The following is a 20,637-nucleotide window of genomic DNA, read 5'->3' on the forward strand; positions in this document are numbered from 1 at the left end:
ATTGTCCTTTCAGTGCTCGGGTTGGGGACTGTCTCGGGAGACATGTGAGGGACGTCAGGCGGGGAAGGCCCGGCGTCAGAATCTGGTGCGGACGGAGGCGTCCCAGCGCAGGTGGCCCGGCTCGACGGCCGTGACCAGCAGCAGGTCCCGCCATTTGTCGGCGATCGTGCAGGGATGGGACTGCCCGAATTCGATGACGTCGCCGATCTCGATCTCCTGGTCGGCGTGCTCCAGGTAACCGTGCTGGTCATTGGTGTCCACCAGCTCCGCCTGGGTGAACGGTTCGATGCGCCCGTCAGCCCGGTGGATCCGCAGCGGTCGGGGCAGGGAGATGTCATAGGCCAGGTCCCGTTTGCCGGCGTCGAGGATCGCGAGTCCCTGTTCTGGCGTGGAGAGCACCCGCGCCCAGAGCGTGGCTGCCGCACGCAGCTGCGGACCAGAGTCACGCAGCTGGTAGGGGGTCAGCCGCCCGTAATGACCATGGTCATGAAGCAAGTAGGAGCCCGGGCGGAGGACCACGCGCCCGCCGACGGCGGTCTCTGCCGGTGGCCTGAGAATCTCGGCCGCCAGGTCGAAGTAGAGCCCGCCGCCGGCGGTGAGTACGGGATGATCCACTTCCATCCGGTCCGCATAGCGCTCGAAGAGCCGGGCCATGCGCCGAAGGAACGCCCGGACCTCCTCGATCCGCTCCGGGGGCAGCACGCCTTCGAAACCTGAGAACCCGGCGAAGGCCACGGCATCGGATGCCGTGATCGCCTCCACGATCTCGCCGACCTCATCGTCCTGCCGGACTCCGGCCCGTTTCCCCGGGATGCCCAGTTCGATGCACACCTGCACCGGACGTGGAGTCCGGCCCAATGCTGCCTGCATCTGCTCGACGGCACGCACGGAGTCCACCCAGCACATGATCTCTGGCCCGTCGTCCTCCAGGACGCCACGCAGCCAGGTCAGCCCGGGCGGCGTGAGGAACTCGTTGGCGATCACCACCAGCGGAACTCCCTCCTGCACCGCCACACGGGCCTGTGGGAAGTTCGCCACCGTGATGCCCACGGCACCGGCGGTCAGCTGGGCGCGCCACAGAGCCGGGGTCATCGTCGTCTTGCCGTGAGGGGCCAGCTGGACTCCCTGCTCGGCCATCCAGGACGCCATGCGTTCGATGTTGGAGACCACCGCCTCGGTCTCCACGGTCAGCATCGGCGTCGGGAGTTCGTCCCTGATGCGGAGAGTCTGCCCGGGCTCGAGTCTCCCCAGGGAAGACTTGGAGCGCGGGCCGGGGGCCTCGTGCTCCGCCAGGACGGCGGTTCGGATCGTGTCGGTGTCGTGCTGCGTCATCATCTGTCTCCTCACGTGTGTCGGCCTACTCGTCTCCGGTGCGCCCTGACGGCAGCGACCTGCCCACGGGACCGGTGCGGTGCAGCTGTCCCGAGCCGGAACCGGCATCGCCTGGCGCCTCGGGACGCCGTGGCCAGACCGGTCGGCCTCCGAGCAGCACGGCGTCGAGCCCCTGTGTCTCCCGCCGCGGGTTCTGATAGTCGGCCCGGTCCATGTAGGTGGCAGGGTCGATGATCTGCAGGTCAGCTGGTGCCCCCGGGACGATGGAGCCGCCGGCGACTCCGAAGCGCGCACGCGGAGCCGAGGTCATCCTCCGGACGACCTCCTCGGCGGGCACCACTCCCTCAGCCCACGCATACGTGCTCAGAGCCCGGGGGAACGTGCCGAACAGCCGCGGGTGGACATACCCTTCCTCCCGGGGAAGGCCGTCGGAGCCGAGGAAGGCGTGGGGCCAGCTGAGCACCTCCCGCATCCCCTGCGGGTCCGAGTGGTGGACGATGATGGTGAGGACTCCGTCCTCCGCGAGCAGGAGATCAGCCAGCGCCTCGGCGGGATCCTCGCCTCGTTCGGCGGCGATGTCCGCCAGCGCCCGACCGTCGAAGGCCTGGGCCTGCGGATCGCTGAATCCGGCGAGCAGGATCGCTTCCGGCCCCACCGAGGTGAATTGGTTCTCCAGGGGCCCGTCCCACGGAGTGCGCATCTCTTCGAGAGCCCGGGACCGGGCATCCGGATCGGTGAGGACCTCCAGCAGCGAGTCTGTTCCGCGGTCGGTGGTCCAACTGGGGAACAGCGTGGAGGCGGTGGTGCTGCCGGCGGTGTAGGGGTAGACGTCGGCGGTGACGTCGATCCCTTCTGCGCGGGCGGCCTCCAGGCGGTCGATGATCCGAGGCATCGTGCCGAAGTTGGCGGCACCGGTGACCTTGAGATGACTGATGTGCAGCGCGCATCCGGCGTCGCGACCCAGGGCCAGAAACTCCTCCAGGGAGCCTTCCAACCTGCCGCCTTCGTTCCTGATGTGCGCCACCAGCACCTTGCCCCGGCGAGCCACCACCCGGGCGAGCGCCAGCAGCTCGTCGCGCCCGGCCGCGCTCCCCGGGGAGTACATGAGTCCCAGGGAGAGACCCGCCGCTCCGGCGCTGAGCGCCTCGTCCAGGTGCGCGGCCATCTCACGGATCTGGACGGCATCGGCCGGCTTCTGCTCCATACCCATCACGCTGGCTCTCAGGGGCGCGTGCGGGACCAGGGCGATGACGTCGAGTGCGGTGGCGGAACGTTCCACCACGTCGAGGTAGTCGGTGAATCGGGGAAACACCTGCTCCGGGAACGGGCCGAGCACGGGCCTCGCGTAGTCCTCCAGGCCTCCACCGGCGACGGAGGGCGCACACCCGTGGCCGCAGTTGCCCACGATGGTGGCCGTCACCCCCTGGGAAAGCTTCGGATCGAGGGCACGGGGGCGGAGGAGGGCGGCGTCGTCGTGGGAGTGGACGTCGATGAACCCGGGAAGCAGGAGGCGTCCCGTGGTGTCCCGCAGCGTCTCGCCCTCGGTGAGGGACAGGTCGGTGCCCACCTCGACCACCCGTCCGCCGGCGATCCGGACATCGGCACGACGGCGGGGACGTCCGGTGCCGTCGAGCAGGTCCCCGCCTCGGATGAGCTGTCGGTCGTGCATCATCGCCTCCCGTGCTGTCGTCGTCCATCGATGTGTCGTGGGCAACACTGTGCCGGGATCGAGACTAACGCATGGTTTACCGAGAATCTATACACTTGATGTAACTTTTACATGAGAGTGCGGGAACGGAGTCCCTGTCCACGGGGTACCGTATGGACCACACAACCCTGAATCAGCGCACAGCCGAGAGGAATCCAGTGAGCGATGTGACGGCAGATCCGCCGCGGTTCGAGAGCATCGAGGAGCTCCATGCGGTGCTGGCTCCGGTGATGAAGGCCGTCGCCGTCACCATCGGGGAGCACTGCGAGGTGGTTCTCCATGACCTGAGCCGACGCGACATGGACCAGACGATCCACGCGATCGAGAACGGCCACGTCAGCGGCAGGTCCGTCGGCGGGCCCTCGACGGACCGTGGCCTGACCCTGCTGAAGGACGAGTCAGTCGACCATGACGCCTTCGGCTACCGCGGTCGCACCGCCGACGGCCGGGAGCTGCACTGTTCCTCGGTGTACTACCGGAACCGCGCAGGTTCTGTCATCGGGGCGCTGTGCATCAATGTGGACCTCACGGCGCTGGAGAACGTCCGCTCGATCATCTCCTCCCTCCTGCCGACTCAGCAGCAGGATGAGCCGGAGGAGATCGTCGGCCCCAGCATCGACGCCGTCCTCGACGGGATGCTGGAATCCGCCATCGCCGAGATCGGCAAGCCGCCGCCGGTCATGGTGAAAGACGATCGCATCGCGGTGCTGCGCAGGCTCGAAGCGCGCGGGGCGTTCCATATCAAACGCGCCGTGGACCGCGTCTCCCAACGCCTGGGCATCTCCAAGGTCACGGCCTACAGCTACCTGGACACCATCCGCAACTCCTGAACCACCCGGCGGACTCCGTGGGGCACACCGTGCCCGCGGAAGCCCCAGACCGGAAGAAGGCACCCCATGACGATCACACCCTCACCCGTGCTGTGCGTGGGCGAGACGATGGCTCTTGTCACCCCCAGCAGCACGGACCGGCTGCGCACGGCCGGTGCGTTCGCCCTCGACGTCGGCGGGGCCGAGTCCAATGTGGCCGCTCACCTCGCCCAGCTCGGACGCCGCAGCATCTGGTTCAGCCGACTCGGCGACGACGAGCTCGGCCGGCGAGTCTCGGATGTGCTCGCCGCTCGCGGCGTGGACCTCGCCCCGGTGATCTTCGACCCGGAGGCTCCGACCGGCGTCTACTTCAAAGACCCCGGCCACGGCGTCCTCTACTACCGCAGGGGATCTGCCGCCTCCCGGCTTTCGGCGGCCGACGCCGATGCGCTGGATCTGGGCGACATCGGATTGGTGCACCTCTCGGGAATCACCCCTGCGCTGTCCACCTCGGCAGCGGCATTCATCGACCAGCTGGTGGTGCGTACCGCAGAATCCGGCATCCCCATCAGCTTCGATGTGAACTACCGCTCCCCGCTCTGGCCGCGCGAGGACGCCGCTGCGGCCCTCCTGCGCCTGTCCCGGCAGGCCGACGTCGTCTTCGTCGGCCGTGACGAGGCGGAGCTGCTCTGGGGAACGATCACGGCCGAGGCCGTGCGCGACCTCCTGGACGACGTCCCCACCCTGGTCATCAAGGACGGCGACGTCGGCGCCACGGAGTTCACCGGAGAACAGCGCGTGTTCGAACCTGCCATTCCGACCGACGTCGTCGAAGTCGTAGGAGCAGGTGACGCCTTCGCCGCCGGATACCTCGCGGCGATGCTCGACGGCGAAGCCTCTGCGGCGCGTCTCACGGCAGGTCACCGCCGTGCCGCACTGGCGCTGCAGACCACCACTGACTTCCTGGACGAAGGAGCATCCGCATGACCTCGACATCCTCACCGGTGGAGAACACCTGGTTCGATCACGCCTTCGGCTCCGCCCCGGTCATGGCCATCCTCCGCGGCATGGGAGTGGAACGCTCGGTGGAGCTCGCCACCACGGCCTGGGACCTCGGCATCGACTCCGTGGAGCTGCCCCTCCAGACCGACGAGGACCATGCGGCCCTGCGTGAGGTCTCCCGCCTGGCCTCCGAGCGGGGCACGTCCGTCGGCGCGGGCACCATCGTCCGACAGGAGCAGATCTCCGCCGCCCAGGAAGCCGGTGCGGAGTACCTGGTCTCCCCCGGCTACGACGAATCGCTCATCCGCGCCGCCGCGCAACAGTCCATGCCCTTCCTGCCGGGTGTCACCACTCCCACCGAGCTGCAGGCCGCCACCACGCTCGGACTGACCTGGGTGAAGGCCTTCCCCGCGGCCTGGCTGGGGACCTCGTGGTTCTCGCTGATGCGCGGCCCGTTCCCCCAGGTCAGCTTCGTGGCCACCGGCGGGCTGAACGCCCACAACGCTCAGGAGTTCCTCGACGCCGGCGTCCGCGTGGTGGCCGTGGGCTCAGCGCTCGAAGATCCGGAGCAGCTCACACTGCTGGCCGCGCAGGTGGGTCAGCAGGCCTGAGCCTCGGGAGCACGTCACCTCCAGGCGACCACGCGGGCCGGGGCGCCGTCGCACTCCTCCAGCGGCATCGGGAAGATCCCGATGTGGTGCTCACCGGCCGGCAGCTCGCGCAGCCCGGTGAGATTCTCGACGACCAGCCCGTCCTGCCCCAGCACCACCGCATGGACCGGGAAGCCGGCCGCGGCGTCGTCGCCTTCGGTGCCGCCGCCTGGAACGTCATCACCGGCGTCGCCGACTCCCTGCGTCAGGTCCGGGCTCAGCGCATCCGTGCCCAGCACCCGCATCCCCCGCGCCCACAGCAGCGCAGCGGCCTCAGCACTCAGCCCCGGATGCTCCAGCGCGCGGTCCGTGCCGAAGAAGGTGTCCCAGCCGAAGCTCAGAAAGACCCGGGGCGGCACTCGCCCCGGAAGCAGCGGCTCCAGCTGCTGCCCGGTGACCAGCTGGCCGGCGTCGGCTTCGACGTGGACCACCAGGGTGGGACCCACCAGCTCCTCGAGCGAGATCTCTGAGGTCGTCCGCCCGCCGGCCACCGTGTGGGACGGCGCGTCCAGATGCGTGCCGGTGTGGGTGCCGCAGGACAACCGGGCGACGGCGACGCCGTCGTCGGCCAGTGTGAGCCCCGGCTCCACGACGACGGCCGGGTCCCCGGGGTAGACCATCATCGCGTCATGGATGGGCCGGCTCAGGTCCAGCAGCCCAGCACCCGCCGGCGACGTCGGCGTCGAACTCATCAGCCTGTCCTCCTCGGAGTTGAGGCCCTCCCCCGCGAGGTGAGGTGGTCCGGAGTTGCGGATACTCGACTCGATCGACTCGAGTATCCACTACGTCGGACCAACTCGCGCCGGTGACATCATCTTGCGGAGGGGACTCAGCCCTCGCCGCCCGCGATCTCCGGGTCCACGATGGTCAGCAGCCGCTTGTTGACGAACTCGTCCATGCCCAGCGGCCCCAGCTCCCGGCCGAAGCCGGAGCGCTTGACCCCGCCGAACGGCATGTCCGCGGCCTCGGAGCCGGCCACATTGACGTTCGACATGCCCACCTCGAGCTGCTGGGCCACGCGCAGCGCCTGCGCGTGGTCCTGGGAGAACACCGCGCCGCCGAGACCGTAGGGTGAATCGTTGGCCAGGCGCACCGCCTCCTGCTCGTCGCGCACCCGGTAGACCGTGAGCACCGGACCGAAGAGCTCCTCATGGAAGGCGTCCATCTGCTCGGTCACGTCGGTGAGCACGGTGGGCTGCAGCCAGGCTCCGGGCTGGTCCGGCCGCTCGCCGCCGGCGCGGATCACCGCGCCCTGCTCGGCGGCGCGGCGCAGCTGGCCGTGCAGCCCGACGGCGGCCTCCTCCGAGGACAGCGGATAGTAGCGTCCCGGCTGCGGCTCCACCGGGTCCCCCGGCTCCAGCCCGGCGACGGTCTCCACCAGGGTGTCCACGAACTCGTCGTAGATGTCGTCGGCGACGATCAGCCGCTTATTGGAGGTGCAGGCCTGCCCCATGGTGTCCAGGCGCGTCTCCACCGCCTCACGGGCCGCGGCGGCGACGTCGTCGGCGGAGAGGTAGATGTGCGGATCCGAGCCGCCCAGCTCCAGCACGACCTTCTTCAGGTGCCGTCCGGCGATGGCGGCCACCGCGGAGCCGGCACGCTCCGAGCCGGTCAGGGACACCCCCTGGACCCGAGGATCGCCGATGATGCGCTCCACCTGCTCGTGGGTGACGAACAGGTTCTGATACACCCCGGCGGGCAGGCCGGCGTCGTCGACGAGCCGCTGCAGCGCCAGGGCGGCCCTCGGGCAGGACTCGGCGTGCTTGAGCAGGATCGTGTTGCCCAGCAGCAGGTTCGGGGCGGCGAAGCGGGCGATCTGGTAGTAGGGGAAGTTCCAGGGCATGATGCCCAGCAGCAGACCCAGCGGCCGCTTCTGGATCACCGAGCGGCGCCCGGCCTCCTCCTTGATGACCTCGTCCGCGCCCAGGTGCGGGCCGTTGACGGCGTAGTACCGGAAGATGTCGATGCACTCCTGGATCTCACCGTCGGCCTGGTCCAGCGCCTTGCCCATCTCGGTGGAGGCGATGACCGCCAGCTCGGTGCGCCGCTCCTCGAAGAGGTCTGCGATCCGATGGGCGAACACGGCACGGTCCTCGATGTCGAGACCGCTCCACGGTCCGTAGGCGAGGTGCCCGGCCGCCAGCGCCTCTTCGAGGTGGTCGTCGTCGACGACGTCGAAGGTCTCCAGCACCGCATTGGTGCGCGGGTCGCGGGTCCGGTAGGCGGGGCCACGCCCGGTCCCGCTCGCAGCCTTCGTATCGGTGCTCGTCTCGGCGTGTGTCTCAGTCATCGTCTCGGCTCCTCGGTGACGGCCGTTCGGTGACGGCTCTTCGGTGACGGCTCATCCAGCTGGACAGTGATCGTCCCGCCGTCCGTGCCGCCGTGGTCGACGGCAGAACAGACGGCGGGACGGACGGCGGCGGCCAGACCCATGACCGGACCGCGGGTCGGGCCGTGGATCAGACGGCGGACCAGTCGACGCTGAGGTACTGCACCTCGGTGAACTCCTCGATCCCGAAGCTGCCGCCCTCACGGCCGATGCCGGCCTGCTTGACTCCGCCGAAGGGTGCGCTCGGGTCGGAGACGATGCCGCGGTTGACGCCGACCATCCCGGCCTCCAGCTTCTCACCGATCTGCATCGCGTGCTGAAGGTTCCCGGCGTAGACGTAGGAGGACAGGCCCACCTCGGCGTCGTTGGCGCGGCGGAGCATGTCCTCCTCATCGGTGTAGACCACCACGGGCGCCACCGGACCGAAGATCTCCTGGCCCAGGATGTCGGCGTCGGCCGGCACGTCGGCCAGCAGGGTCGGAGCCACGAACGCCTCGTGGTCCAGGCCCTCGCCCTCGGGCAGCGCGGCCTGGTGCGCGATCCGCGCACCCTGCGCCACCGCACCGTCGATCAGCTCGCGGATCTCCGCGGCCGCCCGGGCGTGGATGACCGGGCCGATGGCCGCCCCGGCGGCGGGGTCGCCCAGCTGGAGCTGCTCGATGCGCCGACCGAAGGCCGCTACGAACTCCTCGGCGACGTCAGCGTGCACGTAGAACCGGTTGGCCGCAGTGCAGGCCTGGCCGGAGTTGCGGAACTTCGCCACCATCGCGCCCTCGACGGCGGCCTCGACGTCGGCGTCGGCGGTCACGATGAACGGCGCGTTGCCGCCCAGCTCCATGGAGGTGTTGACCACCCGCTCGGCGCACTGGGCCAGCAGCCGGCGTCCCACACCGGTGGAGCCGGTGAAGGACAGCTTGCGGACCCGGTCGTCCGCCAGCCAGGCGGAGACCACCTTCGAGGCGCTGGAGGAGGCGGCCACCTGGACTGTGCCCTCGGGAACACCGGCCTGCTGCAGGATCTCGGCGATCGCCAGGGCGGTCAGCGGGGTCTCGCTGGCGGGCTTGAGCAGCACGGTGCAGCCGGCGGCCAGCGCCGGGGCGATCTTCCGGGTGGCCATGGCGGCCGGGAAGTTCCACGGGGTGATGAGCACCGCCACGCCCACCGGGCGGCGGGTCACCACGTTGCGCACGCCGCCGGCGGGGGCGACGCCGTACTCGCCGGGGGCCCGGACGGCCTCTTCGGCGTACCAGCGGAAGAACTCGGCGGCGTAGGCCACCTCCGCGGCCGCGTCGGCCTGAGACTTGCCGTTCTCGGCCACGATGATGTCGCGCAGCCGCTCGGCGTCGTCGAGCATGCCGCGATGGGCGGCCATCAGGATCTCCGCACGCTTGCGCGGGGCGACGGTGCGCCACTGCTCGAAGGCGGCCTGAGCGGCGTCGACCTGGGCGGCGGCCTCCTCGGCGGTGTGGTCATGGACGGTGTCGATCACCGCGGCGGTGGCGGGATTGCGGACCTCGAACTCGGTCATGGTGTCCTCCAGAGGGTGATGTGAAGCGGGTGGGCGGGCAGCTGGCTCAGGCGGCGGCCAGCGCGTCGAGGATGATGTCCAGGCCCTCGGTGAGCAGGTCCTCGCCGATGGTCAGCGGGGGCAGCAGGCGGATGACGTTGCCGTAGGTGCCACAGGTCAGGGTGATGACGCCGGCGGCCGTGGCGGCGGCGGCCACGGTGCCGGTCAGGGCGGCGTCGGGGGCCCCGGTCTCCGGGTCGACCAGCTCGACGGCGAGCATCGCCCCGCGGCCGCGGACCTCGCCGATGCGCGGGTCCTTCTGCTGGGCCTCACGCAGCCGACCGGCGGCGATCTCCTCGATGCGCCGGGCCTTGGCCGTCAGGTCCTCGGCCTCGATCGTCTCGATGGCGCCCAGGGCTGCCGCGCAGGCCACCGGGTTGCCGCCGTAGGTGCCGCCGAGGCCGCCGGGGTGGGCGGCGTCCATGATCTCGGCGCGGCCGGTGACCGCGGACAGCGGCAGGCCGCCGGCGATGCCCTTGGCGGTGGTGATGATGTCCGGGGTGATGCCCTCGTCCTCGCAGGCGAACCACTGGCCGGTGCGGGCGAAGCCGGTCTGGATCTCATCGGCGATGAACACGATGCCGTTCGCGCGGCACCAGTCCACGATCGCGGGCAGGAAGCCCGGGGCCGGGGCGATGAATCCGCCTTCGCCCTGGATCGGCTCGATGATGACGGCGGCGAGGTTCTCCGCCCCCACCTGCTTCTCCAACTGGTCGATGGCCCGCTCGGCCGCGGCCGCGCCGTCGAGTCCGTCACGCAGCGGGTAGGAGCCGGCGGCCCGGTAGACCTCCGGGGCGAAGGGCCCGAAGCTGTGCTTGTACGGCATGTTCTTGGCGGTGAGCGCCATGGTCAGGGTGGTCCGGCCGTGGTACGCGTGGTCGAAGGCGGCCACAGCCTGGCGGCCGGTGTAGGCGCGGGCGACCTTGACCGCGTTCTCCACGGCCTCGGCGCCGGAGTTGAACAGGGCCGTGCGGACCTCGCCGTCGACGGGGGTCAGCTCGGCGAGCTTCTCGGCCACGCGCACGTACCCCTCATAGGGAGTCACCATGAAGCAGGTGTGGGTGAACTGGGCGACCTGCTCCTGGACGCCGGCGACCACGCGCTCGGCGGAGGCGCCGACGTTGGTGACCGCGATGCCGGAGCCGAGGTCGATCAGCCGGTTGCCGTCCACGTCTTCGATGATGCCGCCGTCGGCCCGCACGGCGAAGGTGGGCATCACGGAGGCCACACCCGCCGGCACGGCGGCGCGCTGACGCTCCAGCAGCTCGCTGGCTCGGGGGCCGGGGATCTCCGTGGCCAGGTGGCGGGACTGGGACAGTGCGGTCATGGGTCCTCCTTGAGGGACGGGCCGGGCGACTTCCGTGTCGGCGCGGCCGGGGGCGATAGTTCTCCTGAAGTGATCGTCCCCCATCCATCTCATGCCGTCTAATGCCTGTCATTGATGCAGGGTATGCTTTCTAGGCATGGAAGCCCGTCTGCTCCGTTATTTCGTCGCCGTCGCCGAGGAGGGCGGCGTCTCCGCGGCCGCCGACGCCCTCCACATCACCCAGCCCGCGCTCTCCCGGCAGATCCGCGGCCTGGAGGCTGACCTGGGCCTCACCCTCTTCGACCGCGGCGAAGGACGTCTGCGGCTGACTCCAGCAGGCCGCGAGTTCCTGGAGACCGCCCGCACCGTGCTGCAGGCCCACGCCCATGCCCGAGACTTCGCGGACCGGCTCGCCTCCGGGGAGCTGCGCAAGGTCTCTCTGGCCTCGCCGCGGACCACGCTCATCGACGTCGTCGCCCCCTTCGTGGCCACCTTCACCCACCAGGACCCCGTGCCCTCGGTGGTGGAGATCGGCGGCGACGAACGCCCCCACCGCCTGGTGGCCGACCATGACCTGGTCATCGCACCCCAGTCCCCCGGCGATGACGTCCCCTCCCGGCTCATCGCCCAGCTGCCGGTGTGGGCCTATGTGCCGAGCGACCACCGCTGGGCGGACCGTGGGGAGATCCCGCTGGAGGAACTGGTCGACGAGCAGCTGGTGGTCACCGCCGCCGACTTCAAGGCCCGCCGGCTGCTCGACGCCGCCCTGGATCTGGCGGACCTCACCCCGCGCAGCCTGCTGGAAGTCCGGCACGGCCGGGTCGCCCAGGCGCTCGGCCGCCGCGGCCGCGTCGCCGCCGTCATCACCGACGATCCCCACTTCTCCCTGGTGCCGCTGCGCATCCTCACCGACGGCGGGGATGGCCGCCGGCCGCTGCACATCCGGCTGCACGCCTCCTGGCGGCGGGGGCATCATGCCGCCGACGCGCTGGAAGGGCTGGTGACCCGGCTCCGCGACTTCAGCGCACGACGCTACGGGCCGACGGTGGACTGACGCCCCGGCCGCGGACACGGAGCGGACGCCCTCAGCGCCGCGCCCATGTCGGGGCGTGCTCGGGGCGCACCCCCACGCCGATCGCCCAGGGCATCAGTCCGCTGAGCTGGGGTACCCTGCGCATCAGTCGGGCCACAGACGCAGGCACCTCCGGCGGGGCGTCCGCGGCGAACATGGCCTCCAGCTGCCTGTGGATCTGGGACTGCAGCGCCTGGGTGAGACGCGTCGGCGGCATACGGCGGCGCTGCACGGCGGCGACGTCCGCGTCGGTGATGACGCCGCGGAGCAGCGGCTCCGCCAGCAGCGTCGCGGCCGCGACCCCGTCCTGCACCGCGAGGTTGACCCCCACTCCCCCGGCCGGGGACATCGCATGGGCGGCGTCCCCGAGGCACAGCATGCCGCGCCGCCACCATCGGGTGAGCCGGTCCATGCGCACGTCGAGGAGCTTCACGTCATCCAGCTCGAGCCGCCTGGCGGCCTCCGCACAGTCAGGCACGGCGGACGCGACCTCCTCACGCAGGGCCTCCACCCCGCGGGCGCGCAGCCGTGCATCTGCGCCCTTCGGGATGAGCATGGCCGCCTGGACGTAGCCCCCGCGTGGAATGGGCAGGATCGGATGGGCGCCGGTGAAGCTCGGCAGGATCGTCTCCGCCATCCCGAGACGGCTGCTCGACTCGAGCCGGAACCACCAGACGTCCAGCGGCGCCGAGAAGGAGACCGCCGGGAGTCCGGCCTGCTCACGCACCCGTGAGGTCCTGCCGTCTGCGGCCAGCGTCAGCAGGGACGGGATCTGGTCCTCCCCGTCGGGGCCGCGCACCGTCACGCCGGTGACCTGGGCGGCGCCGTCGTCCGGCTGAGAGCGGCCAGCCGCAGTGCTCTCGGCCGCTGCACCCTCAGCCGCTGGGCCGTCCCAGAGCAGCCCCGTGACCTCGGTGCCCAGGCGCAGCTCGAAGCTCGGCTCCTCGGCGGCAGCCTCGGCCAGCAGGTCCAGGAAGTCCCACTGCGGGGCCATGGCGATATAGGGATAGGGATGGCGCAGGCGGGAGAAGTCCACCATGGTGACGCGGCCTCCGTCGGCAACGGGAAGACGGGCCGCTTGGACGCGCTGGTGCGGCACGCTCGCCTGGAAGCGGGGCATGAGCCCCAGCTCGTCCAGGAGCAGCAGAGTGCTGGGGTGGATGGTGTCACCGCGGAAATCACGGAGGAAGTCCTCGTGCTTCTCCAGCACGACGACGTCGACTCCGGCACGGGCGAGCAGCAGCCCGGCGATCATGCCGGCCGGTCCGCCTCCGGCGATGACACAGCTGCGCGGCTCTGACATGCGGCCATCCTCAACGGAACCGCATGCGACGGCAAGGGTTGCCGGGCCGGGAAGGGACTGCCGACGGTAGGAGGAGCAATCCGGTCCGGTCAATATTGTTGGACAATCTCTTGCCGGATTGTTGAACAACCACTACTCTGGGAGACGCGCGTCACAGACCCACGTCACATCGGAGCCCGACCCCGCAGCAGCTCACGCTCGGGCCGTGCCGACTACCCCCTGCCCCCACCCGGAGAGCGAGCCCATGGCTGAGACCACCGCCGAGACCTCGGCAGCCGCCGCCAAGCGTCGGCGCACCCGACGCACAGCCCTGCTGGGCGCCATGTTCCTCATGGCCACCAGTGCCGTCGGCCCCGGATTCATCACCCAGACGGCGACCTTCACCCACCAGCTGGGCGCCGCCTTCGCCTTCGCCATCCTGGTCTCGGTGCTGATCGACATCGCCGTGCAGCTCAACGTGTGGCGCGTCATCGGCGTCTCCGGGCTCTACGCCCAGCACCTGGGCAACAGGATCCTCCCCGGAGTGGGTTGGGCGCTTGCCGTGCTGATCTTCTTCGGCGGCGTGGTGTTCAACATCGGCAACATCGCCGGGGCCGGCATGGGGCTCAACGCGCTGGCCGGGCTGGACGCCCGCATCGGCGGCGCCCTCTCGGTGGCCATAGCCCTGCTGATCTTCCTCTCCAAGCGCGCCGGCATCGCCCTGGACCGCGTCGTCGTCGCCTGCGGGGCGCTGCTGATCCTGCTGATGATCTACATGTCCATCACCACCGCTCCCCCGGTGGGCGAGGCGCTGAAGCAGACCGTCCTGCCTGAACAGGTGGACTTCTTCGTCATCACCACCCTGGTGGGCGGGACCGTCGGCGGGTACATCACCTATGCGGGGGCCCATCGGCTCATCGCCTCGGGAAACACCGGCCCGGAGAACGTCCGCGCGATCACCCGCACCTCCGTGATGGGCATCGTGGTGGCCAGCATCATCCGCTTCCTGCTGTTCCTGGCCATCCTCGGCGTCGTCACCACCGGAGTGAGCCTGGCCGAGGACAATGTGGCCGCCGAGGCCTTCGGCGCCGCGCTGGGAGAGATCGGACTGCGGGTCTTCGGCCTGGTGTTCTGGGTCGCCGCGATCACCTCGATCCTCGGCGCCACCTTCACCACGGTCTCCTTCCTGACGACGCCGAAGACTTCGGAGCGGACCAAGAACCTGTACTTCTCCGGCTTCCTGGTGCTGACCTGCTCGGTGTTCCTCACCCTCGGCCAGGCCCCGCAGACCCTGCTGATCATGGCCGGCGCGTTCAACGGCGTCGTGCTCCCGCTGGGCTTCACCGTGGTGCTCTACGCGGCGTGGCGCCGTCGGGACCTGCTGCAGGGCTACCGCTACCCCCGGTGGCTGCTGATCATCGGCGTGCTGGCCTGGCTGCTGACCCTCTACATGGGGGCGAACTCCCTGACCGGCCTGGCAGAGCTGTGGATGACCGGCTGAACCTGACGGTGACCGAACGCCCCTGCACGACCTCTGCCCTGAACGAAGGATCCCCATGACCGCCGCACCCGAGACCCTGACCCCCGCCCAGGCCCGTCAGGCCTTCCGCGGCGGGCTGCGCGTGCCCACCAGCGGATTCTCGCCCGGCTTCGCACAGGCCAATGTGCTCGCGCTGCCGCGTGAGCTGGCCTTCGACATGCTGCTCTTCGCCCAGCGGAACCCGAAGTCCTGCCCCGTGCTGGGCGTGCTGGAGCCCGGGCAGGTGTCCTCTGCCCTGCTGGCAGGAGGGGACATCCGCACCGATGTGCCGGCCTACCGGGTCTACCGCGAGGGCGAGCTGGTGGCGGATCCTGACGACGCCGTCGAGCACTGGCGCGAGGACCTGGTGACCTTCCTGCTGGGCTGCAGCTTCACCTTCGAGGCCCCGCTGCGCGCCGCGGGGATCCCGGTCCGCCACATGGACCTCGGGGTGAACGTGCCCATGTTCCGCACCTCTCGGCGCTGCGAGCCCGCCGGGGCGCTGTCCGGGCCACTGGTGGTCTCCATGCGCCCCGTGCCGGCCGAGCGGGTGGCCGACGCGGTGCGCATCACCTCCCGCTATCCGGGAGTCCACGGCGCCCCGGTGCACGTGGGTGATCCCTCCGCCCTGGGGATCGCGAACCTGGCGGAGCCGGACTTCGGCGACGCCGTCGACGTCCCGGACGGGTGGATCCCGGTGTTCTGGGCCTGCGGAGTGACCCCGCAGGCCGCCGTCATGGAGTCGAAGCCCGAGCTGGCCATCAGCCACGCTCCGGGATACATGCTCATCACCGACCTGCCCGACGCCGAGCTCCAGGTGCCCTGAGCGGACACCCCTGCGTTGGCCCCGGGGCTGTGGTCGGAAAGCACGCGCTGAAGCGAGGTTCAGCGACCACCGCTCCGGAGTCAACCGTGACGTCAGCGCAGCCCGTGGAGCCCGTGGAGCCCGTCCGCACCGCGGTAGGAGGCACGGGCCGGGGGCTCCCAACCGGCGAGCGCGTCGTCGTCGACGGCGAAGACCTGCACACCCAGCGGATGGCAGTGCTCCAGCTGCTCCTGCGTGGACGCCGCCTCCGGGCCCCACATGTGCACGGAGAGGTCTCCGCCCGGGCAGGTGGACAGTGCGCAGAGCAGATCCACCTCGGCGAAGAACTCGAAGACGTCTCCCGGTCGGGCCGGGCAGGCGTCCATGAAGTAGCGGTGCTCGTGGTTCAGCCCGGCCAGCTGGAAGACGTTGAGCACATCGTGGACGTCGTGCTCCGTGAGCCCGTAGGGCAGCACTGCCCGGGTGAGGTTGGAGTGGCAGTGGCGGTCGAAGTCCTCCCCGGTGAGCATCCGGTTCACATACGGGTCGCAGCGGGTGCCCAGCAGGTCATGGATCACCGCGGCATCCGGGTGGTCGGCCAGCGTGTCGGTGACGACGGTCGCCAACGGCCGAAGATGCGGCAGCGTCGACCAGAACCGGTCATAGGTGGTCATCGAGGATCGTTGCAGCTGCCGCGTGCGAGCGGCCCAGAACCGTTCCCTCGGGTCATGCCGGTTCCATAGGTTCAGGTCCCCCACCTGCGGCCCGTCCACCTGATGGAGCCGCACCACATGCCCCGCCGGGACCTCCCAGGCGACTCCGGAGCGCACGGGGATCTCGAACTCCTGGACCAGGCGCCGCTCGGCCACGGCGATCCGGTCGTAGAGAGCCCGGTCGACGTCGAGCACGCCACCGGGCGGGGACCTGTAGGCGGCGTCACGGGTGTAGACGCGTGGTGACGGCTCCTCTGGGGCGGGCATGAGGCCTCCTGTGGCGATCGTATGCTCCTGGGCTGCTCCACTCCGGAGTCAGCCCATGGTCTCCAACAGCTGCTGCTCGGCGGCGTCGAAGTAGTCGGCCAGGTAGGCTTCGGCAGCGGCCCGGTCTCCGTGGCGCAGCAGCTCCGTGAGCCGGGCGTTGCGCTCCACGTAGAACGTGTGGAAGGTCGGCTCGTCGCGCATCGTGTGGAAGACCAGGCGCATGCGGGCCAGGATCTGCTCCATGAAGGTGCTCAGCTGGTCGCTGCCCACTTGCGCGATGATCAGCCGGTGGAACTGCTGGTTGGCCTGCGCGACGGCGGGCAGGTCGTCGGCGGCGACGGCGGTCCGGGCCGCGGCGATGATCGACTCCAGCGCTTCCACCGCGTGCGGATCGAAGACCCCCTGCCGCACCGCGCCGATCTCGACCACGCGTCGGACTCGATAGGTCTCCCGGATGTCCTCCACCGTGGGCGAGTGGACGAAGACTCCGCGATTGGGCCGCCGCTCCACCAACCCTTCGGCGGCAAGCGTCTGGAAGGCGGTGCGCAGGGTGTGCCGGGAGACGCCGAGCAGCTCGGTGGTGCGGACCTCAGGCACCTTCGTGCCGGGAAGAATCCCGCCGGAGGCGATCAGCCGACGCAGGATGTCCGCCACCCGGTCCGGCACATGGGCGTGATCGCCCAAGCCCCGGCGCACCGCCTCGTCGGCGAGCAGCTCCTCCAAGGCCGCGTCACTCATGGGCCGCCTCCTGACTATGCTGACATCCCGGACGTCCTGCTGTGCGCCGTGCATGACACCAACCTATCGGTCAGCGCCTGCTTCCGGAGTGCGCTCACAGGTACTGACAGACCTGGTCAGCCCGGCACGCGGCGGGGTCGACATCGGCCGCCCGCTCCTCCAGCGCCGCCACGGCCTGCCTCAGGTCCTGCAGCTCGGCGATCCGGCGGTCCAGCTCTGCACGCTCCGCGGAGAGCAGGCCCCGCACGTGCCCACAGGGGGCCTCACCGCGGTCGCGGACCTCCAGGATGGTCCTGATCTGTGCCAGGGTCAGCCCGGCGGCCTTGCCCCGGTGTATGAAGCCGATCCGCTCCGCCGTCCGGCGGGGATAGTCCCGATACCCGGCGGCAGTCCGTGCCGCCGCTGGCAGCAGTCCCTGCTCCTCATAGAACCGCAGGGTCTTGGGGGTGGTGCCGGTGATCTCCGCCAGCTCTCCGATGCGCATGGCACCCTCCTCACAGCCCAGCTGTGCCGGGCATCCTTTCCACGGCCCGGCTCCGCCGGGACTTGACCTTCCCCTGCACTGGAACCTTCATTCTGGGTCTATGCGCCTCACCGCTCAAGGGGCAGACCGCCGTTCACGCGCACATCGGCAGGGAGAACACCATGGACCACCACCTATCGCCGGGGACGACCGCGGACCTGGCGATCATCGGTTCCGGCGGCGCCGCATTCGCCGCCGCCATCAGGGCGCGGGAGGACGGACTCCGGGTGGTGATGGTCGAGCGGGGAGTCCTGGGCGGCACCTGTGTGAACACCGGCTGTGTCCCGTCGAAGGCTCTGCTGGCCGCAGCGGAGGCTCGCCACACCGCCGGTGACGGCGTCGGGCGCTTCGCGGGGATCTCTGCGACGGTCAGCCCGGTGGACATGCCCGCCCTGGTGGAGGGCACCCAGCGTCTCGTCGCCCAGCTCCGGGCCGAGAAGTACCAGGACATCGCCGCTGCTCACGGGTGGGAGATCCTCCCCGGGCATGCCCGCTTCGCCGGGGCTCCGGAGGATCCTGTGCTCACAGTGACCGCCCAGGACGGCACCGTCACCGCCGTCGAGGCGCAGCATCACCTGATCGCCACCGGCTCCCGCCCCACGTTGCCCCCGGTCCCCGGCCTCGAGGACGTCACACCGCTGACCTCGACCTCGGCGATGCAGCAGGAGACTCTCCCTGGCTCTCTGCTGGTCCTCGGCGGCGGCCCGGTCGCCCTGGAGCAGGCGCAGCTCTTCGCCCGACTCGGTTCTCAGGTGACGCTGCTGGTCCGCTCGCGGCTGGTCTCCCGGGAGGAGCCCGAGGCCTCACACGCCCTCACCGAGGCGCTCCGGGAGGACGGCATCCACGTGGTCCTTCAGGCCGCCGTCGACCGGCTCCGCGCGGACCCGGTCACCTCGTCGGTGACAGCGGAGGTCCGGACTCCCGACGGCGGTCAGGTCGTCTCGGCAGAGAGGCTGCTGGTGGCGGTGGGCCGCACCCCGAACACCGAGGACCTGGGGCTGGAGCAGGTGGGCGTCCGGACGGGACAGCGTGGTGAGGTGCTGGTCACCGAGCAGCTGGTCTCCAGCAATCCTCGGATATGGGCCGCCGGCGACGTCACCGGCGGGCGGGAGTTCGTCTATGTGGCCGCCGCCCAGGGGGCGCTCATGGTCGCCAATGCCTTCCACTCCGCGGGCCGTGCCCTGGACGATGTTCACCTGCCCTCGGTCACCTTCACGAGCCCGGCCATCGCCCGGGCCGGGATGACCCGGGCCATGGCTGAGGCGGCGACATCGACCATGAGTCCCGGACGGTGCCGATGTCCCAGGTCCCCCGCGCGCGCGTGCAGCGCGACACCCGGGGGCTGATCACCGTGGTGGCGCAGCGGCAGTCCGGCCGCATCCTGGGCGTGTCCGCCGTCGCTCGGGATGCGGGCGAACTGGCCGCCTCCGCGGTGCACCTCCTCGACGCGGAGCGCACCGTGGAGCAGGTGGCCGGCGCCTGGGCGCCGTACTTGACCATGGCGGAGGGCCTGAAGCTCACCTGTCAGGCGTTCAGCACGGACGTCACCACGCTGTCCTGCTGCGCGGTGTAAGCGCTGCCGGGCATGAGCCCCGTCCAGGTGAACACAGCTCAGGTGGACCCAGTGCCCCGGCCGTCAGCCCAGCCGCGCCAGCACCTGCCCCGCCGTCAGGGAGGCTCCGGCGTCCAGCTCCTCACGGCGCAGCGTGCCGGCCCGGGGGGCGCGCACCGTGGACTCCATCTTCATGGCCTCCACGACGGCGACGGCGGCACCCTCCTCCACGTCCGCCCCGTCCTCGGCCGCCCAGCTGACCAGGGTGCCGGCCACCGGGAGGTGATCGCGCCGTCGTCGGCATTCCCACCCGAGGAGCTGTGCGAATCCGCGGCTCCCGACGCGGTGCCGCCGGCGGAGCCGAACAGGCCCAGCAGGGCGGCGGGAAGCCCCAGGTTGACCGCACGGCCGTCGATCTCCACGGTGGCCCGGCGCATGCCCTGCTCCCGGTGCCGCACGGCGGCTGCCAGGTGCTCGGATTCGGCCAGCTCGGCCTCGAACTCGGTCTCGATCCACCGGGTGTGCACCCGGAAGCTCTCGGCGCCGTCGGCGGCGAGGAAGTCATCCGCCTCCAGCACTGCCCGGTGGAACGGCAGCACGGTGGGCAGGCCTTCGATCCGCATCTCGGCCAGCGCGGTGCGGGCCCGACGCAGCGCGGTCGCACGGTCCGACCCGGTCACGATGAGCTTGGCGATCAGGGAGTCGAAGGCCCCGGAGACCTCGTCACCGCTGCGGACCCCGGTGTCCAGGCGGATGCCCGGCCCGGTGGGCGGCTGCAGCAGATCCACGGGCCCGGGGGTGGGCAGGAAGCCGTGGGCAGGCTCTTCGGCGTTGAGGCGGAACTCGATCGCGTGGCCCCGGAGGGCACCCCGGTCTCGTGCAGCGCCGTGGCGGCGTCGCGGGCCGCCGCGCTCAGCGGCTCCCCGGCGGCGATGCGGAGCTGCTCGGCCACCAGGTCCACTCCGGAGGTCTCCTCGGTGACCGGGTGCTCCACCTGCAGGCGGGTGTTGACCTCCAGGAAGCTGAGCACCCCGTCCGGACTGAGCAGGTACTCCACGGTGCCGGCGCCCATATAGCCGGCGGCCGCGCAGATCGCTCCGGCAGAGTCGATCACCGCGAGCCGATGCTCGGCGGACAGGAACGGCGCCGGAGCCTCCTCCACCAGCTTCTGGTTCCGGCGCTGCAGGGAGCAGTCGCGGATCCCGACGACGGCGACCTCACCCTGCGCATCGGCCACCACCTGGGCCTCCACATGGCGGGGGCGGTCCAGGAACCGCTCCACGAAGCACTCCCCGCGGCCGAAGGCCCCTTCAGCCTCGCGGACCGCGGAGGCGTAGGCGTCGTCGATCTCGTCGGTCTCCCGCACCACGCGCATGCCGCGCCCGCCGCCGCCGTGGGCGCTGCTGACACCGGGCAGGCCGTGCTCGGCGGCGAAGGCGCGCACCTCGCAGCACCTCGACGGG

The 20,637-nt window shown here is 70.7% G+C and carries 16 protein-coding genes and 2 pseudogenes; 7 read left to right on the forward strand and 11 right to left on the reverse strand.

Annotated elements, in window-relative coordinates; translation table 11 throughout:
• Window positions 1-75 precede the first annotated feature (75 nt).
• Entirely contained in the window at window positions 76-1,335 is a 1,260-nt protein-coding gene (locus tag BCY76_RS09540; protein ID WP_070161476.1) for an alanine racemase, read from the reverse strand.
• A gap of 22 nt (window positions 1,336-1,357) precedes the next feature.
• Window positions 1,358-3,004, reverse strand: a complete 1,647-nt coding sequence (locus BCY76_RS09545) for an N-acyl-D-amino-acid deacylase family protein (protein ID WP_070161478.1) — start codon at window positions 3,002-3,004, stop codon at window positions 1,358-1,360.
• Window positions 3,005-3,207: 203 nt separating this feature from the next.
• Between BCY76_RS09545 and BCY76_RS09550 the strand changes: the two genes are divergently transcribed.
• From BCY76_RS09550 to BCY76_RS09560, 3 genes are all read left to right on the forward strand, one after another.
• Window positions 3,208-3,870 carry a helix-turn-helix transcriptional regulator gene (locus BCY76_RS09550; protein WP_170922647.1) on the forward strand — a complete coding sequence of 221 codons (663 nt, stop codon included), beginning with the start codon at window positions 3,208-3,210 and terminating at the stop codon, window positions 3,868-3,870.
• Between the two features lie 66 nt (window positions 3,871-3,936).
• A complete protein-coding gene (locus tag BCY76_RS09555) occupies window positions 3,937-4,836 on the forward strand; it encodes a sugar kinase (protein WP_070161480.1) in 900 nt (299 codons plus the stop codon).
• On the forward strand, window positions 4,833-5,462 hold the full coding sequence (locus BCY76_RS09560; RefSeq protein ID WP_070161482.1) for a bifunctional 4-hydroxy-2-oxoglutarate aldolase/2-dehydro-3-deoxy-phosphogluconate aldolase: 630 nt from the start codon (window positions 4,833-4,835) through the stop codon (window positions 5,460-5,462). The genes BCY76_RS09555 and BCY76_RS09560 overlap by 4 nt, the downstream gene beginning before the upstream one ends.
• 14 nt (window positions 5,463-5,476) lie before the next feature.
• On the opposite strand, the gene BCY76_RS09565 is transcribed toward BCY76_RS09560, so the two are convergent.
• The 4 genes from BCY76_RS09565 to gabT form a co-directional block, all read right to left on the reverse strand.
• Entirely contained in the window at window positions 5,477-6,193 is a 717-nt protein-coding gene (locus tag BCY76_RS09565; protein ID WP_070161484.1) for a cyclase family protein, read from the reverse strand.
• Window positions 6,194-6,330: 137 nt separating this feature from the next.
• Window positions 6,331-7,791, reverse strand: coding sequence for an NAD-dependent succinate-semialdehyde dehydrogenase (locus tag BCY76_RS09570; RefSeq protein WP_070161486.1), 1,461 nt, complete (start codon window positions 7,789-7,791; stop codon window positions 6,331-6,333).
• Window positions 7,792-7,960: 169 nt separating this feature from the next.
• Window positions 7,961-9,358, reverse strand: a complete 1,398-nt coding sequence (locus BCY76_RS09575) for an NAD-dependent succinate-semialdehyde dehydrogenase (protein ID WP_085437584.1) — start codon at window positions 9,356-9,358, stop codon at window positions 7,961-7,963.
• 46 nt (window positions 9,359-9,404) lie between these two features.
• Window positions 9,405-10,724 carry a 4-aminobutyrate--2-oxoglutarate transaminase gene (gabT, locus tag BCY76_RS09580; protein WP_085437586.1) on the reverse strand — a complete coding sequence of 440 codons (1,320 nt, stop codon included), beginning with the start codon at window positions 10,722-10,724 and terminating at the stop codon, window positions 9,405-9,407.
• 136 nt (window positions 10,725-10,860) lie between these two features.
• On the opposite strand from gabT, the gene BCY76_RS09585 reads away from it, so the two are divergent.
• Window positions 10,861-11,757, forward strand: coding sequence for a LysR family transcriptional regulator (locus tag BCY76_RS09585; protein WP_085437587.1), 897 nt, complete (start codon window positions 10,861-10,863; stop codon window positions 11,755-11,757).
• A gap of 31 nt (window positions 11,758-11,788) precedes the next feature.
• On the opposite strand, the gene BCY76_RS09590 is transcribed toward BCY76_RS09585, so the two are convergent.
• Window positions 11,789-13,078, reverse strand: a complete 1,290-nt coding sequence (locus BCY76_RS09590; RefSeq protein WP_070158649.1) for an FAD-dependent oxidoreductase — start codon at window positions 13,076-13,078, stop codon at window positions 11,789-11,791.
• A 244-nt stretch (window positions 13,079-13,322) separates the two neighbouring features.
• Here BCY76_RS09590 and BCY76_RS09595 point away from each other — a divergent pair, with 244 nt between their 5' ends.
• Together BCY76_RS09595 and BCY76_RS09600 are read left to right on the forward strand one after the other, a co-directional pair.
• Complete coding sequence (locus BCY76_RS09595; protein WP_070158650.1) at window positions 13,323-14,558, forward strand: NRAMP family divalent metal transporter; 1,236 nt, start codon at window positions 13,323-13,325, stop codon at window positions 14,556-14,558.
• 55 nt (window positions 14,559-14,613) lie between these two features.
• The gene (locus BCY76_RS09600) at window positions 14,614-15,402 is read left to right on the forward strand and encodes a putative hydro-lyase (RefSeq protein ID WP_070158651.1); all 789 of its coding nucleotides are present in this window, start codon (window positions 14,614-14,616) and stop codon (window positions 15,400-15,402) included.
• Between the two features lie 92 nt (window positions 15,403-15,494).
• Here the strand turns inward: BCY76_RS09600 and BCY76_RS09605 are convergent, their stop codons facing one another.
• From BCY76_RS09605 to BCY76_RS09615, 3 genes are all read right to left on the reverse strand, one after another.
• Window positions 15,495-16,361, reverse strand: a complete 867-nt coding sequence (locus BCY76_RS09605) for an urea carboxylase-associated family protein (RefSeq protein ID WP_070158652.1) — start codon at window positions 16,359-16,361, stop codon at window positions 15,495-15,497.
• Between the two features lie 48 nt (window positions 16,362-16,409).
• On the reverse strand, window positions 16,410-17,099 hold the full coding sequence (locus BCY76_RS09610) for a GntR family transcriptional regulator (RefSeq protein WP_070158653.1): 690 nt from the start codon (window positions 17,097-17,099) through the stop codon (window positions 16,410-16,412).
• Window positions 17,100-17,193: 94 nt separating this feature from the next.
• Complete coding sequence (locus BCY76_RS09615) at window positions 17,194-17,583, reverse strand: heavy metal-responsive transcriptional regulator (RefSeq protein WP_070158654.1); 390 nt, start codon at window positions 17,581-17,583, stop codon at window positions 17,194-17,196.
• 161 nt (window positions 17,584-17,744) lie between these two features.
• Here BCY76_RS09615 and merA point away from each other — a divergent pair.
• Window positions 17,745-19,195 (forward strand): annotated as a pseudogene (gene merA, locus BCY76_RS09620) (mercury(II) reductase).
• A gap of 63 nt (window positions 19,196-19,258) precedes the next feature.
• Here the strand turns inward: merA and BCY76_RS09625 are convergent.
• Window positions 19,259-20,637 (reverse strand): annotated as a pseudogene (locus BCY76_RS09625) (ATP-binding protein); the annotation flags it as partial.

The sequence above is a fragment of the Nesterenkonia sp. PF2B19 genome (assembly GCF_001758425.2).
Lineage (GTDB): Bacteria > Actinomycetota > Actinomycetes > Actinomycetales > Micrococcaceae > Nesterenkonia > Nesterenkonia aethiopica.